We start from the raw sequence: 14701 nt of genomic DNA, 5'->3' as shown, positions 1-14701 counted from the left end.
AGAGGCTATTTATGCCAAACAAGCCACAAATAAGGCCAACGATGCCTATAACCTCTATGAAAGCCGATTCGCAACGTGGCGTCGCGCTGCTGACTATTTTATTATTGGTGGTTAGTATTACTGTGGTTGCAGGGGCAATGCTTGCCAGCCAAAAGATTGCCATTAGGCGCAGCGGCTTATTGTTTGACCAAAACCAGCTCTTACAAGATATCAACGCAGGTCAGCAATTGGCCGTTACCTTGATTCGTGCTGATGCCAAATTAAATGATACCGATAGCGCGCAGGATATTTGGGCGCAGCCAATACCGCCTTACACCCTAGGCGGACATAGCATCGGCATCGAATTACGCGATGAGGGCAGTCGTTTTAATATTAATAATTTATATCACAATGGCGCCGTTGATAATGCTGCCTTGGCCGTTTTTCAAAGGCTGCTTACACAGCTAAATTTAGAGCCTGATATCGCCGTTGCGGTACTTGATTATCAAGATGCCGACAGCGAAGTCTACCAAGATGGCGGTGATGAAAATGTGGTATATGCTCAGCAGTCCAATCGCGGAGCGGATACAGCTTTACCAAACCAAGCGTTGCTTAGTATCGATCAATTAGCAGAGGTAAAGGGCGTTGATGCGCAAGTATTGGCGACACTGCGTCCCTATATCACGGCGGTACCATATTATTTACCCATTAATATTAATACCGCCAGTCCCGTTTTGTTTGCTGCCTTGGTAGAAGGGGTGAGCAGCCAGCAAATGCAGAGTATCGTTGAGTTGCAAGCAAAACAAGCCTTCGGCTCTGTCGATGATGTTTGGCAACTGCCCGTATTAAGTAGTGTAAAAGCAGAGCAGCGCAAAGCCTTGACGCCATTACTAGCGGTTGATAGCCAAGCCTTTATGGCACTTATTACCGCCTCTGATAATGCGACGGTTGGTCAGGCAAGGCAACGCTTTGCGACCGTTATTATTAGCAAAACGGCTGCTGATGGCGACATAGCAAATAGCAGCGATAATAATGGTAATAAAAACAGCAGTGATGCTAATAACGCCAATGGCAATACTAATAACGCTGATAATAAAAAGCCCAAAGAGGTGCGCGTAGTAACGCAGCGACTTTGGGCTTTTAGGCCAATTTTCTAATGGTTATAGATAATTAGTAATAAACAGCATGCAAAAATTAAGTCTAATTAATCATTTAAACGGGTTTCTTCGGTAGATTTCCAATTGTAAGCACCATAAAACAGCATTTGTGCTTGGCGCGTGCAATTATGCAGCATCAGTTGTTTTTTCTTTTCAATCTCAGCCAAGTCGACCTCATCATCATGATCTTCGGTATAGGTTAGCTCGAGCCAGTCAATAATCCAAGAAAAAAACATATTGACCCCAGCTTCCGCCAACAGTCTACGATCATAAGTATTGATGTGGGTAAATGCCGGCTGTAGCGCTAAGTCTTCTGCTAGGTTTTGGCCGTGTTTTTTAATCAGCTCATTGATGGCTTTGCGTACCGCCTCCGAGCCGCCATAACGCTCACTGACTAAGAACTGCCAGTAGCAAGGCTGCTCGCTGACCATATATAAAAACATTTGGATGCTTTTAGCGATTTGACGCTCAAAACTGCGTTTGCGCCCAATTTGCAAGTTTTCACTTAACGTTGCCATCGTACCGCCCAACTCTTCGATGACTAAGGCGCGACCAAGCGATTCCATGTCATCAAAATGGCGATAAAAGGCGGTCGGCACCACGCCAACCTCACGCGTGACTTGCCTGAGACTGATTGAGCTAAAAGACTGTCCTGTCATACACAAATCGAGCACCGCATTAAAAAAAGCGTGCCGTGTTTGAAGTTTCTTTTGTTCGCGACTACTCATAATATTTCAAAATTACCTGATAGATGTCTATCATACTCATTTCATTGCGAAAATACGAATAAAATAGAGGATTATCGTTAATGGTTTGCTTAAATTTTGGTTTGGCTCGGTTTTAAATTGTCTCTAAACTTCTTTTTAAACGAGCTGCTTAAACATGTTGTTTAAACAATGGTGCCCCAATGTCCTTGTAGCTCTTGCGCCAGTCGATAGGCTTCATGGTCATTCATACCGGTTATAAAGTCTAAAACATTAAGCATATTATCATAGGTATTATCTGCTAGAGTCCGGCGGTGTTCATCGAGATGCGGCTGGAGTAATTTTAGCAAACGCTGCTGCTCAAAGGATATTTGGCTTATCGGCGCATTGGTTTCATTTGCCTCATTTGTCTGTTTTATCCAGGCGAGTGGCATAAAAGCATCGAGCAGGCGCTGCAAGCATTGATTGGCCATCAGCTCCATGCGTACCTTACTTGGGTGATTAAATATCTTTTCGCGTGCCAATTGCTTAGCTTGGTTAATGCCACTTTGTACGCTCGGCTCACAGTGCGCAAACAAGCTGCCTGGTAGCATCCCCGCCAACATAGTATCACTATTGGCTACAAAGGCATCGGTGACGGCATTGACCAAACGCATCATTGCACGTGCCCGCAGCGATGCCAGATGCTGTCTGACTGATACTTGAGTGGGTAGAATAAGCGTATCAGGGCGCTCGCCAATCAGCTCATAAAAAATCGCCGCAACCTCTGCATAGCTTAGCATATTCAAATTGATGCCATCCTCCAAATCTATCAGCGCATAGCAAATATCGTCTGCCGCTTCTAATAAATAGGCTAGCGGATGACGAGCAAAGCCATCGTGCTGCTTTGAATATGGCAAGCCTAACGTTTCTGCCAACTGCTCTAACTGCGCTGCCTCACTATAAAAGCAGCCAAATTTTTGCATGTTAGTGGTGTGATTGCCTTGGTAAATGCAGTTGTTTTGATCAATAGAGCTGTCTTGATAAACGGGATTGCTATGGGTCGCAAGCCAAGGGTACTTCATAAACGCGCCCAAAGTAGCACAGGTTAAGCGCATACCACCTAAATCAGGGTGGTGCTCATTTCGGGTTAATATACGAAATCCTTGTGCATTGCCTTCATAAGCCAGTAAATCTAATTGCTTGTTATTATTCAGATTTTTCAAGACTTGCTTACGGTCAGGATGTATAAACCAGTCACGAATGGCGTATTCACCGGCATGACCAAACGGTGGATTGCCAATATCATGGGCAAGGCAAGCTGCTTGGACAATGACACCGACATCAGCGGGCGCGACACCGTTCGGTAAGCCGCCGCCCAACTTATCATGCAGCTTCTCTGCTGCCATGATACCCAAAGAGCGACCAATACAAGAAACTTCGAGCGAGTGTGTTAAGCGCGTATGAATACCGAGCTGATTGGTCAGTGGATGAACTTGGGTTTTTTGGTTCAGCTGACGAAAGGAGTGTGAAAATACCAGTCTGTCGTAATCTTTATGAAAGGAGGAGCGTGCGCTGTCCTCGGCAGGAGCTTTTTTATGACTGCCTAAACGCTGCGCACTAAATAGTTTTGCCCAATGGTCACTAGAATTCGTGGTTTGATTAACAGAAACAGTCATCATTTATCGTCCGTTATTTATATCATTCTATTTTATTTTTGCTTTTAGAGAATTTAATTACTTTAACGTTATTCCCTTTATTATAATAAAAAAAGCCAGCGTTGAAGCTGGCTTTTGGTTGTTCTCTACTAAGACTGTGTAAACACGCAATCCGCTTGTACTTGTAAATATTAAACGTTGAACGTTAAACGTTAAAGCGGAAATGCATCACATCGCCATCTTGCACGATGTAGGTTTTGCCTTCTAAACGTGATTTGCCAGCAGCAGCTGCACCTTTTTCGCCGCCATACTCGATAAAGTCGTCATACGCAATGACTTCAGCGCGGATAAAACCCCGTTCAAAGTCGGTATGAATCACACCAGCAGCTTCAGGAGCGGTTGCGCCAACAGCGACGGTCCAAGCGCGGACTTCTTTGACGCCTGCCGTAAAATACGTTTGCATATCAAGCAAATCATAACCGCCGCGAATCACTTGATCAAGACCAGCCTCTTCCATATCCATTTCAGCTAGGAAGTCTTTTTTGTCATCTTCATCAAGCTGAGCAATTTCAGATTCGATTTGATTGCATAGGGCAATGACAATAGAATCTTCGCCAGTGGCATAGTTGCGCACCGCATCTAGATATGGGTTATTTTCAAAGCCATCTTCGCTCACGTTGGCGATATACATGGTTGGCTTTAGGGTAATCAGACCATAGCTTCTGATTAGTTTTTGCTCGTCTTTGTCTAGGTTAGCACCGCGGGCGGCTTTACCTTCTGCTAATAATGGCTCGATTTTTTTGAACACATCAAGCATAGCCGTCGCGTCTTTATCGCCACCTTTGGCTTTTTTGCTTAAGTTGGTAATAGCGCGCTCAACGGCCTCTAAATCGGCCAATGCCAATTCGGTATTGATGGTTTCGATGTCGTCGATAGGGCTGACGCGGCCGTCAACGTGGACGACGTTGTCATCATCAAAGCAGCGTACCACATGGGCAATCGCATCGGTTTCGCGGATATTAGCTAAAAACTGGTTGCCCATACCTTCGCCTTTTGAGGCGCCAGCGACCAAACCTGCGATGTCGACAAATTCCATCGTTGTCGGCAATACGCGCTCGGGCTTGACGATATCAGCCAATTTTTTTAGGCGTGGATCTGGCACAGGAACAATACCGGTATTGGGATCTTTGGTACAAAAAGGGAAGTTTTCAGCGGCGATACCCGCTTTGGTCAAGGCGTTAAACAGGGTGGATTTACCCACGTTTGGTAGACCGACGATGCCGCAATTAAAACCCATAACATGCTCTCAATATATTAATAAAATCAGGCAATAACAGACTTGGTATTTAGTCAGTATAAAGCTTGGTAAAATAGGAACTCAAAATTGGGCATATTGTAGCAAATTTCAGCCAAAATGGGTGAGGTTGTTGTGCTTGCTATTTTAATTTTTACGCTCAATCACAATACTTAGTAACCTGTTTAATACCGCGGTTTAATACCATCCTTTAATATCATCGTTTCATATGAGTGTTCGTTATCAATGACCTTCAGCACCCTGTCTATTATGATAAGCTACTACCTATAAATGATGATGCATGCTGCTGCGCTATCATCAATAGCCAGCACGATAAACCACACCAAAGGCAATTGTTAATAATGACCACCATTTTTGCTACCCACCATTATAATTATCCGCAAAATTTCGTTGACATGAAACCCAAGCTGACGCGGCTTGAGCAGGCGATTAAAAAGCTCGAGGCCAACTTGATAAATGCGGATGCTGAAATATTAGAGCAACGGCTTGCCAGTCATTTAGGGTTACAAGTGGATTACGCTCGTGAGCTGAACCCTAACCAGTTGTTGGCTGCCACGACTATTGAGGGCAAAGTATTGGTCATCGCCGGTGCAGGCTCTGGTAAAACCAAAACCTTGACTTATAGAACCAGCTATCTGATAGAAAATGGCGTCGCGCCAAAAGAGATTTTGCTATTAACCTTTACCCGCAAGGCGGCAAATGAAATTAAAAGTCGCGCTAGAACTTTGCTGGCAAGCCGTCTAGGTGATAGTCACATAAATGGTAAGGCGCTAAATGATATCACTAGCGGCACTTTTCACTCATTTTGCAATATGTTATTGCGCCAATATTCTGGGCTACTTGGTATCAATCCGCGCTTTACGATTTTAGATACCGGCGATAGTGAAGATGCGATTGATTTGATTAATAAAGAAAAAAAGTATCCGACCAAAATAACCAATCAGGCGTTTCCGCGCAAAAAAACCTTGCAAAATATCTTTTCAACTTCTAGAAATCGGCGTATTCATATTCGCGACTTAATCGAAAGCAGTTATCCTGATATCGCCGTGCATATTCCAGTTATTGAGCAATTGGCGGTCGACTTTCATGAATATAAGCGCGCCAATCATTTATACGATTTTGATGACATCATCAGCCAAGTGGTGCGCCATTTAAAGTGCAACGATACCTTTCGTCAGCTGCTACAACAGAAATATCGCTACATCATGGTCGATGAATATCAAGACACCAATATTCCACAAAAAGAGCTGATTGACCTGATCTGTGCGCCTACGTCAGTATCGCTGATGGTCGTTGGAGATGATAACCAAAGTATTTATGCCTTTCGCGGTGCCAGTTATGAGAATATTTTATTGTTTGGTGAAAGCTATCCTGAAGCAAAACTGATTAAATTAGAGCAAAATTATCGCAGTACCCCAACGGTGCTTGATTATATCAATGCTTTATCGGCGCAAATCACGTTGGGCTATCAAAAGCAATTGTACTCGGGCGCATCTATAGAAGGCATTAAGCCAATATTTTGCCGTTTAAGTGATGAAACAAAAGAGGCTAAATATATTGCAGATAAAATCATCGAATTAAAACCAGATTACGATTATGAGGACTTTGCTGTCTTGTGCCGCACATCTTTTCAATCCAACTACGTTCAGCTTGAATTTATGGAACGCAATATTCCCTTTATCGTCGTGGGCGGCATTCGCTTTATTGAGCGGCGTCATATCAAGGACGTTTTAGCCTTTGTCAAAATACTTTATAACCCAAATGATACCATTGCATGGCACCGTATTTTAACCTTGTTTAAAGGGGTAGGGGCAGTAACGGCGACGCGCTTAACCCAAGCGATTAATGCCGATAACAATGTTAATAATAATGTTAACAACAATACTTTTGAGCCGCTATTAGCACCATCATTTGCGAAGAAAAGCCCACAGCTTAAATCATTGCATACGACTTTAACCAAAGCCAGTCAGGCAGAGTCAGTGGAAATAGTGATTAAGCGAATTTTAGCGTTTTATATTCCTGTATTAAAAACGATTGAAGAGAATTGGCGCGAGCGTAGTGAAGATTTTCGTGTGCTTAAAAACCTAGCAACAGAGTACGACAGCCTCGATAAATTCTTAGAAAATCTTGCCCTCGATCCGCCCAATGATTCAGTTGCTACCGCAGGCGAGCCTGAAAAAGACGAAAATAGTAATGATAAAGTTACCATTTCTACCATTCATAGTGCCAAAGGGCTTGAATGGCCAGTGGTATTTGTCAACTCTCTCGTCGATGGTATGACGCCGCACTATCGCTCGCTCAGTGATTTTGAAGAGTTAGAGGAGGAGCGTAAGCTGTTTTATGTTGCTTGTAGCCGTGCTAAGAGCAGATTATTTTTAACTGCGCCCGAGTATTTCTCAAGCTATTCGGGTTACTTTGATAAGCCGTCACGGTTCATCGCTGAGCTACCTGCCGATAAGTTGACGGTCGAGACTGGCAAGAAGCTTTTAGAAACACTAGCAAGTGAGGATCCAATTTGGTGGTGATTGGTTTATTCCTTGCATTTTGATTAGCCAAAATAGGTCTAATTTCTTAATAATTTCTACATTATTCCTATCAGAAATAGCTTTCAATTAAACGCATAACCAAAAGTATTAAATAGCAAAAATATTTCTATGATAAGGGTTTAATCTGATACGCAATGCGTTACTATTACTCCCTTATTTGTTATTTCTCAACCTTGATATTCTGTATTAAAATCTTAAAAAAGGACGTGTTATGCGCTACGAAGTGATCGTTATAGGTGCAGGTATGGTCGGCACCTCAGCGGCTTGGCATTTACAAAAAAATAACGCCAAAGTTTTACTATTGGACAAAAAACTACCGGGCTCTGAGACTTCATATGGCAATGCTGGTTTGATTCAGCGCGAGGCGATTCATACTCATCCGTTTCCACGCCAGCTGACTGAAATGATACGCGTATTGCCAAACCAAGGCACTGATATTCGCTATCGAATCCCAGCGATTTTGCGCTATCATCAAGCGTTATTGCAGTATTGGAAATACTCGACGCCAGCTTCAATTAAAAAAATCGAAGCGGAGTGGCAGACACTGATTGAACATTGCACCAGTGAACACCAAACCATGATTGAAGCGTCTGGCGCTGAATATTTGATTAGCCGCAAAGGCTGGTTACAGTTGCATCGCTCTGAAGAGACGTTTAAAGCAGCTATTGATGCTGCAATCAAAGACCGTGATCAGGGCGTTGAGCACAATGTCTTGACGCTTGACGAATTAAAAGCGATGGAGCCGAGCGCCAATTTTGATGAGTTCGTTGGCGCGATTCATTGGCTAAACTCTTGGCAAGTGTCAAATCCGAGCTTATTGGTGAAATCATACGCAAAAAACTTTCAAGAAATGGGTGGTACCATCAAAGAAAGCGGTGTCAATGAAATCGTCCAAGAAGCAGATGGCTGGAAAGTTGTTACCGACACTGACACTTTTTATAGTGATAAATTAGTCATTGCTGCTGGGCCTTGGTCTAACGATTTAATCAAACCGCTTGGTTATGATTTGCCGCTGTTCCCAATGCGTGGCTATCATCAGCATTTTAAAGTCACGGAAAAAAACACCATCAACCATAGTATGTTTGATATGGATAAGGGTTTTGTGATGGGTCCGATGCAGCAAGGTATCCGTATCACTACCGGTGCTGAGATGACCACCATGAATGCGCCAAAGAATTTTGGTCAATTAAATACCGTATTAAAACTTGCGCGCAAAATTCTGCCGCTAGAAGATGCTGTCGAGAGTGAAGCGTGGGCGGGCTCACGTCCTTGCATGCCAGATATGAAGCCAGTCATCGGTCCTGCGCCGCAGCACGACAAATTATGGTTTGCCTTTGGTCATAGCCATCAGGGTTTTACCTTAGGACCCATGACTGGTCGTCTGGTAGAGGAGATGATTCACGAAAAACCGCTATTGGTTGATATTAAACCCTTTAGCGCTGAGCGTTTTTCTCGCTAACTCCTAGCTAAGCACTGTTTAAAAAAATCTGAACTGTTTATATATTTGACAGTTCAGGTATTTGAAAGAACTGAAACATTAAAAATTAAGGATAATAATTCATGCAAAAGCTGCATAGTAACCAACGTATGAGTCAGATTGTGATTCATAACCAAACCATTTATCTGTCCGGTCAAGTGGGTAATAGCGAAGAGGATATCAAAGCCCAAACCTTGACATGCTTAGAGAAAGTCGAAAAACTGCTGCAAGAAGTTGGTAGTGACAAATCAAAGCTGCTATCCGCAACCGTCTGGCTAAAAAGTATGTCAGACTTTGCCGCAATGAATGAGGTGTGGGATAAATGGTTTGAAGGCGTCCAGCCACCAGCGCGTGCATGCGGTGAATCAGCATTGGCTCGTCCTGATTTATTGGTCGAGATTACCGTTATCGCTGCTGAATAATTGCTTATTTTACTTGTTTAGGTTGAAAGCCAGATAAAATAAAAGGGTGTGATTGCTATCACGCCCTTTTCTATGAGCTATTGTTATAAATTAGTCTATAATCAACATCATTCAACGCCTATAACGCGCAACCAACAGGGTAACCCATCATGATTAATACCAAAATATATAAATCCATCTATGTGTTAGCAGAAAAGCTGCTAGAAGCGGACAGTAAGAACGATCAAAAAACCTTTGATGCGCTATATGCGCAGCTAAAAGATTTGTGTAATGAAAATGAAAAAAGCGATAAAGACCATCCTGAACAGTGGGAAACCTTGGCTGACTTTACCGAGGATTTGGATGAAGCGCTGGTTATATATCAAAAAGCATTAGATAAAGCCGCAGCGATTAATTCAAAAGACCATTTAGCATCGATTGCTTTTTCGATGGCTGAGCTGCAAATCGAATTGGGCCAAACCGATGCTGCGATCAAAAGTCTACAAAACGCTAAAATCAGCGCCAATAAAATCGAAGATAAAGAGTTTAAAGTCGAAATAAATGAATTGTTGGCGAAGTTGTTGGCAGAGTAGCTTTGTTAAAGCTATTGGTTATTGAGAAAAGCATTTTTTATGATACAAAAAGCGAGCTTACCAATTAAGCATCTATAATATAGTTCTATAAATACTGTTTTAGGCGTTGACCCAATTTTATCGCTGCGGCAATATTAGTAGCGGTAATTTCAATATTGTTATAAGCGTTTTTAAAGACATTATCGAGGGAATCTAGCTTTTGGATACTGGGCACAATGATGTCAAACTGGCTAGTCTGAGCGGATTTTAGCCCATCAACACTGCCGCAAATAGCAATCACGGGGGTATGACTCAATTTAGCAATTTGGCTAATACCACCTGCCACTTTGCCCATAGCAGACTGAGCATCAAGCTTGCCTTCACCAGTGATGACCAAGTCTGCATCGGCGATATGCTGTGATAAATTGGCCACTTTTGCCACTGTATCAAAACCTGACTTTAACTCCGCTTGGCAAAAGCTCATTAACGCATAGCCCAGTCCACCCGCTGCACCGGCACCTGCTACCTCTTGATGGCCTTGATAGCCATGCTGCTCGCACACATTTACAAAATGCGTTAACGATTTATCTAACTCATGGACTTGCTGCGGGCTAGCGCCTTTTTGAGGACCAAATATGGCACTGGCACCCAATTCACCACATAACGGATTGGTGACATCACAAGCCACCTCAAATACCGTGTTTAAGACGCTTGCATGAAAGCTGGTCGCATCCAATCGTTGCAAGTTAGCAAGTGCGCCGCCGCCTTGGGCTAAGATGTTGTCATTACTATCATGAAACGTCATACCAAGCGCCGTTAACATACCAAGTCCTGCATCATTGGTAGCACTGCCACCAAGACCAATAATAATGCGCTTGACGCCTTCATTTAGAGCATCCTCAATCAATTCGCCGACGCCATAGCTGCTAGCAATGACAGGATTACGCTCTGCTACCGTCAATAGATGTAAGCCACAAGCTTGAGCGACTTCAATGACCGCAGTTGCATCAGGGAGTAATAAATATTTTGCGTTAATCGGTCGCATTAAAGGGTCATGGACACGCACTTCTTTCCAGCGTCCACCTAACACATAAGACAACACTGCAGAAGTCCCTTCGCCGCCATCCGCCATCGGTAGCAGTTTATAGTCAGCGTCAGGAAACACTTGGCTGAAACCAGAGTGGATAGCGTGGCAGACATCCAGTGCTTCTACACTTTCTTTAAACGAGTCAGGGGCGATTAAAATTTTCATGACTTTCTCTTTAAATGTTTCTTTGAGTCTTTTTTAATTATTTAAATTTTAAAAATTGACTTTCAATAATTTACTTAAAATGCTAGATAAATACCAAGGTCAATAGCCAAATAAAGATGATGCTGGTCACGCCTTGAATACCTGTCGCCATAGAATGGGCTTTGTAAGCCTGCGCCACACTCATACGACTAAACTGGCTAACAATCCAAAAGAAGCTGTCATTAGCATGCGAGACAGTCATCGCGCCTGCACCAATCGCCATCACACAAAATACGCGACCAAGCTCACTATCAAGACCTATTTGACCTAATAATGGGGCGACCATCGCCGAAGTAGTGACCAAAGCAACAGTGGTTGAACCTTGTGCTGTTTTGAGCGCCGCAGAAACGATAAATGGCATAAAAATACCAAGCCCTAGGGCAGATAACGTAGTACCCAAATAATCACCGATCGGCGTGACTTTTAGCATAGCGCCAAACGCGCCACCAGCACCAGTAATTAAAAGAATAGGCGCTGCGACTACCAAGCCTTGTGAGATGCTGTCACTAATCTGCTGTGTTTTTTGGTCAGTATTAATCAGTAAGAATGATAAAAACAAACCAATTAATAGGGCGGTTAATGGGTTGCCAATAAATATGAGAATATCGGTTAGTATGCCGCTACCAAATGGTGTGCTGGGTAAATTGGCAATAGACGATAAGCAAATCAATACAATGGGCACGATAATAGGTAAAAATGCCATAGTCGCTGATGGCAGTTTGCTGTAGTCGTCACGAGTCTTCATATTATCTGGTACGGCGACTGCGTCAAGGGCATCAATATTGTCAGGCGTGGCGTCAAGGAAGCGATTTGACCACAGCCAACCAGCAAGTACCGCAACGGTGGTGACGACAACACCGACCATGATGACCAAGCCCAAGTTTGACTCAAGACCCAAGTTGCCCGCTGCTGCAATTGGACCGGGTGTTGGCGGCACAAAGGTATGAGTGGCATATAAGCCAGTCGCTAATGCGACACTCATTGCCACGCTCGAAACTTTTAAACGCTCAGCCAAAGACTCTTTTAACGAGTTTAAAATAATATAGCCTGAGTCGCAGAACACGGGTACAGATACGACAGCACCAACGATAGACATGGTCAAAGTAGGGAAACGCGGCCCTAGAACTTTAATGACGGTTTCTGCCATCACGATGGCGGCACCCGTTTTCTCAAGGATTAGGCCAATGATGGTTCCAAACACAATCACCAGCCCGATATATCCTAAGATACCGCCAAAGCCATCAGAGATAGTTTTTGCAACCGTATTAAGCGGTACTTGATAAAAAAGTGCGACTAAAAAGGCAGATAGTATCAATACTAAAAAAGGATGCCATTTTAACTTCGCAGTGGCAAAAATGATAAAAAGAATGGTCAGCAGCAGCCAAAATACGATCATTACTGTCTCTATATAGTTGTTAATCTCTTATCGCTATTAATGCAACTCACACAGCATTTAGTGAGTTTGGCGTCTAGCTTAACATTAATAGTGATATGAATTTTTTAAAGGTGCATATTCTATCGTAAATCTATCCTACTAGGGAGTCTATTCGGCTCTCATTTGATTTTATTCGTGGTAAAGCTGAGATACTCTGCTAGTATGTGGGTTTTGTTTTAATTGTATAAATACGAGGGTGGTTTGCTTGAAAACATTTATAGCACCAACGATTGCAAACATAGAAAATAGCGAGCTGCGTCAGCAATTGCAGCAAATCGTTGACCAAAAAACCAAGCCACTGGGCGCCCTTGGACGTTTAGAGACGCTCGCGGTGCATTTAGGCATGATTCAAGGTACGACCACGCCGCAAATTACGCAACCGCAAATTCGGGTATTTGCTGCCGACCATGGCCTAACCAAGCATGGTACCTCAGCATATCCTAGCGCGGTGACGGCGCAGATGGTATATAACTTTTTGCAAGGCGGCGCTGCTATCAATGTCTTAGCGCGTCAGCATCATATGGAGCTAAAAGTAGTTGATGCTGGTGTCGATGCCGACTTTTCCAATTCTCCTTTTAAAGACCACGCGCAACTGCTCAATTATAAAGTGCGTTATGGAAGCCGCGACGCCCTTAGCGAGCCTGCCATGACAGCAGAAGAGTGCTTAGCCGCATTAGAAAATGGTATGGACGTAGTCAAGAATATGGCGGGCAATTTATTGATTGTCGGTGAAATGGGAATTGGTAACACATCTGCCGCCAGTTTATTACTGGCAAAATTGGGCGATATACCGATTAATGCTTGTATCGGTCGCGGCACTGGTCTCGGCGATGCAGGATTAAAGCACAAGGCAAGTATTTTAACTCAAGTATTAGCGCGGCACAGTGAAGCGCAAACGCCATTCGACATACTTGCGGCATTAGGCGGGCTTGAGATTGCGATGATGGCAGGGGCGCTGATGCAAGCAGCCAGTGAGCGCCGTATTCTTCTTATCGACGGTTTTATCGCTAGTAGTGCGTTATTGGTCGCCGAGCGTCTAGCGCCTGGTGTTGCTCAATATGCTGTCTTTGCTCATCATTCTGTCGAGCCGGGACATACGCATTTATTAAAACTGCTCAATGCTGAGCCGTTACTCAATATGGGTATGCGCCTAGGTGAGGGTAGTGGCGCGGCGCTGGCGTATCCATTATTACAGTCGGCTTGTGCGATTATCAATGAGATGGCTAGTTTTAATGATGCTGGTATCAGTGGACAAAACAGCTAATGTCACAATTATCAAAAAAGCCATCAAAACAACCATTAAATCAGACATTGAATCAACCAAATGCATTACCCCAGTCTTCTTCTAAACCAAGTATTAGTCAATTTATAAAGTATGAATGGCGTTTATTGTTAGTAGCAGTACAGTTTTTAACGCGTCTGCCCGTACCGCAATTCGCCAATTACAATCCGCAGTGGTTGCACCAGAGCAGCCGTCATTTTCCTGGGGTAGGTCTGTTAGTTGGGCTGCTTTGTGCAGGTATATTTTGGCTGTGTAGTTTTTTATTTACGCCTTTGGTGGCGGCAGTGGTAAGTACGGCCTTTGGAATTAGGCTCACTGGCGCTTTTCATGAAGATGGACTTGCGGATAGCTGTGATGGTCTAGGTGGTGGTCTGACTCGCGCGCGTACTTTAACCATTATGAAGGATTCGCGCTTAGGGACTTATGGTGTACTAGGATTGGTCTCGGCGTTACTTATCAAAATCAGCTTATTGGCGTCTATGTCTTTATCAGTGGCTATTGTGGCGCTGATTATTGGACATACGCTCTCACGTTTATTATGTATTAGTTTACTGGCGCTATTGCCTTACGGCGGTGAGATTGAGCATGCTAAAGCCAAACCGATGGCGCAGCAGCTGACGCCATTACAAGGATTATTGAGCAGTGGTTGGCTCATATTAGCGGGCTTGCTGGTCGTGCTCCTATTTCCTAATACCGTGCAGCAAATTGGTATTTGGCAATGGTCATTGGCTTTATTACTAGGCATCGTAGCGACGGATTATATGCGGCGCTTGTTGCGCAGGCGTTTAGATGGCTATACCGGTGATGGGTTAGGCGCCACGCAGCAGTTAAGTGAAATTGCTATTTATATCGGACTTGCTGCCTCGAACCCTTTTATTTAATTTTAAGCGTACTATTTAGAAAGG

12 protein-coding genes are annotated in these 14701 nt (G+C 43.7%); 7 read left to right on the top strand and 5 right to left on the bottom strand.

Annotated elements, in window-relative coordinates; translation table 11 throughout:
• Window positions 1–41: 41 nt before the first annotated feature.
• A complete protein-coding gene (gene gspK / locus RAH45_RS08455; RefSeq protein WP_306495159.1) occupies window positions 42–1136 on the top strand; it encodes a type II secretion system minor pseudopilin GspK in 1095 nt (364 codons plus the stop codon).
• A gap of 47 nt (window positions 1137–1183) precedes the next feature.
• Here the strand turns inward: gspK and RAH45_RS08450 are convergent, their stop codons facing one another.
• From RAH45_RS08450 to ychF, 3 genes are all read right to left on the bottom strand, one after another.
• Window positions 1184–1864: a TetR/AcrR family transcriptional regulator gene (locus tag RAH45_RS08450; RefSeq protein ID WP_191692145.1), complete on the bottom strand. Its 681-nt coding sequence runs from the start codon at window positions 1862–1864 to the stop codon at window positions 1184–1186.
• 161 nt (window positions 1865–2025) lie between these two features.
• Window positions 2026–3498 carry a deoxyguanosinetriphosphate triphosphohydrolase gene (locus RAH45_RS08445; protein ID WP_306495937.1) on the bottom strand — a complete coding sequence of 491 codons (1473 nt, stop codon included), beginning with the start codon at window positions 3496–3498 and terminating at the stop codon, window positions 2026–2028.
• 184 nt (window positions 3499–3682) lie between these two features.
• Window positions 3683–4774 carry a redox-regulated ATPase YchF gene (gene ychF, locus RAH45_RS08440; protein ID WP_068405531.1) on the bottom strand — a complete coding sequence of 364 codons (1092 nt, stop codon included), beginning with the start codon at window positions 4772–4774 and terminating at the stop codon, window positions 3683–3685.
• A 359-nt stretch (window positions 4775–5133) separates the two neighbouring features.
• Between ychF and RAH45_RS08435 the strand changes: the two genes are divergently transcribed.
• The 4 genes from RAH45_RS08435 to RAH45_RS08420 all read left to right on the top strand — a co-directional run bounded on the left by RAH45_RS08435 (window position 5134) and on the right by RAH45_RS08420 (window position 9809).
• Window positions 5134–7317, top strand: a complete 2184-nt coding sequence (locus RAH45_RS08435; RefSeq protein ID WP_373429163.1) for an ATP-dependent helicase — start codon at window positions 5134–5136, stop codon at window positions 7315–7317.
• Between the two features lie 232 nt (window positions 7318–7549).
• Entirely contained in the window at window positions 7550–8797 is a 1248-nt protein-coding gene (locus RAH45_RS08430) for an NAD(P)/FAD-dependent oxidoreductase (RefSeq protein ID WP_306495158.1), read from the top strand.
• A 101-nt stretch (window positions 8798–8898) separates the two neighbouring features.
• Window positions 8899–9237 carry a RidA family protein gene (locus RAH45_RS08425; protein ID WP_306495157.1) on the top strand — a complete coding sequence of 113 codons (339 nt, stop codon included), beginning with the start codon at window positions 8899–8901 and terminating at the stop codon, window positions 9235–9237.
• Between the two features lie 149 nt (window positions 9238–9386).
• Entirely contained in the window at window positions 9387–9809 is a 423-nt protein-coding gene (locus RAH45_RS08420; protein WP_191692141.1) for a tetratricopeptide repeat protein, read from the top strand.
• An 85-nt stretch (window positions 9810–9894) separates the two neighbouring features.
• Here RAH45_RS08420 and RAH45_RS08415 read toward each other — a convergent pair whose 3' ends face one another.
• Together RAH45_RS08415 and RAH45_RS08410 are read right to left on the bottom strand one after the other, a co-directional pair.
• Window positions 9895–11040 carry a glycerate kinase gene (locus RAH45_RS08415; RefSeq protein ID WP_306495156.1) on the bottom strand — a complete coding sequence of 382 codons (1146 nt, stop codon included), beginning with the start codon at window positions 11038–11040 and terminating at the stop codon, window positions 9895–9897.
• Window positions 11041–11122: 82 nt separating this feature from the next.
• Window positions 11123–12475 (bottom strand): GntP family permease, encoded by a 1353-nt coding sequence (locus tag RAH45_RS08410; protein ID WP_068405516.1) that lies wholly within the window; start codon window positions 12473–12475, stop codon window positions 11123–11125.
• 235 nt (window positions 12476–12710) lie between these two features.
• Here RAH45_RS08410 and cobT point away from each other — a divergent pair, with 235 nt between their 5' ends.
• Both cobT and cobS read left to right on the top strand, forming a co-directional pair.
• A complete protein-coding gene (gene cobT / locus RAH45_RS08405; protein WP_306495155.1) occupies window positions 12711–13778 on the top strand; it encodes a nicotinate-nucleotide--dimethylbenzimidazole phosphoribosyltransferase in 1068 nt (355 codons plus the stop codon).
• Window positions 13778–14677 carry an adenosylcobinamide-GDP ribazoletransferase gene (cobS, locus tag RAH45_RS08400; protein ID WP_306495154.1) on the top strand — a complete coding sequence of 300 codons (900 nt, stop codon included), beginning with the start codon at window positions 13778–13780 and terminating at the stop codon, window positions 14675–14677. Before cobT ends, cobS begins: the two co-directional genes overlap by 1 nt.
• Window positions 14678–14701: the final 24 nt, after the last annotated feature.

The sequence above is a fragment of the Psychrobacter sp. van23A genome (genome assembly GCF_030845275.1).
In the GTDB taxonomy this organism is placed as follows: domain Bacteria; phylum Pseudomonadota; class Gammaproteobacteria; order Pseudomonadales; family Moraxellaceae; genus Psychrobacter; species Psychrobacter faecalis.
This window is presented reverse-complemented; position numbering and strand designations above follow the sequence as displayed.